The sequence below is a fragment of the Rhizobium esperanzae genome (assembly GCF_002204185.1).
Lineage (GTDB): Bacteria > Pseudomonadota > Alphaproteobacteria > Rhizobiales > Rhizobiaceae > Rhizobium > Rhizobium esperanzae.
In genome coordinates, this window is record NZ_MXPU01000056.1 from 1 (window position 1) to 1,176 (window position 1,176).

Genomic DNA, 1,176 nt, shown 5'->3' on the forward strand with positions numbered 1-1,176 from the left:
GACCGACGAGCAAGTCGAGCCGCTCGCCGTCGCCAAGATCCTCAAGGGTGTGGCCGATGCCGAACAGCCGGGGCTTGTCATCGTCGGCAAGCAGGCGATCGACGACGACAGCAATCAGACCGGCCAGATGCTGGCGGCACTGCTCGGTTCGGCCCAGGCGACCTTCGCCTCGAAGATCGAGATCGGGGATGGCAAGGCGCAGGTCACTCGCGAGGTCGATGGCGGCCTGCAGACGATCGAGATCAAGCTGCCGGCGGTCGTGACCACCGACCTGCGCCTGAACGAGCCGCGTTATGCCTCGCTGCCGAACATCATGAAGGCGAAGAAGAAGCCGCTCGACAAGAAGAGCCCTGCCGATTTCGGCGTCTCCACGACGCCGCGGCTGAAGGTCTTGAAGACCGAGGAGCCGTCCGGCCGCAAGGCCGGCGTCAAGGTCAAGTCGGTCGCCGAACTGGTCGACAAGCTGAAGAACGAAGCCGGCGTGCTGTAACGGGCAAGAACAGGAGCAACTATCATGACCATTCTTCTTCTGGCCGACCATGACGGCAATCACCTTTCCGACCAGACCGCCAAGGCACTGACCGCTGCAAGCCAGATCGGCTCCGATGTGCATGTGCTGGTTGCCGGCAAGGCTGCCAGGGCTGCGGCCGATGCGGCGTCAAAACTTTCCGGCGTCTCCAAGGTGCTGCTCGCCGAAAGCGACGCGCTTGCCAACAATCTCGCCGAACCGCTGGCCGATCTGATCGTCTCGCTTGCCGGTTCCTACGACACGATCGTCTCGGCCGCCACCTCGGTCGGCAAGACGGTGCTGCCGCGGGTGGCCGCCCTGCTCGATGTCGCCCAGGTCTCGGAAATCATCGAAGTCGTCAGCCCCGACACCTTCAAGCGGCCGATCTATGCCGGCAACGCCATTCAGACGGTACAGGCAAGCGATGCCAAGAAGGTGATCACCGTGCGCACCGCCAGCTTCGCCTCTGCAGCTGAAGGCGGCTCTGCCTCTGTCGAGGCGATCCCGGCCGTCTCCGACCCGGGCCTGTCGCGGTTCGTCTCCGATGCGCTGTCGGCCTCGGAACGTCCGGAACTGACCTCGGCGAAGGTCATCATATCAGGCGGCCGGGCGCTCGGCTCGGCCGAGAAGTTCAGGCAAGTCATCCTGCCGGTTGCCGACAAGCTCGG

Annotated in this window: 2 protein-coding genes; both read left to right on the forward strand. The window is 64.4% G+C overall.

Translation table 11 applies throughout. The features are described 5' to 3' along the window. On the forward strand, window positions 1–490 hold a 490-nt coding region (locus B5E41_RS30875), incomplete at its 5' end, for an electron transfer flavoprotein subunit beta/FixA family protein (protein WP_088397327.1). 24 nt (window positions 491–514) lie between these two features. After that, window positions 515–1,176: electron transfer flavoprotein subunit alpha/FixB family protein (locus B5E41_RS30880; RefSeq protein ID WP_088397328.1), on the forward strand; the 662-nt coding region annotated here is incomplete at its 3' end.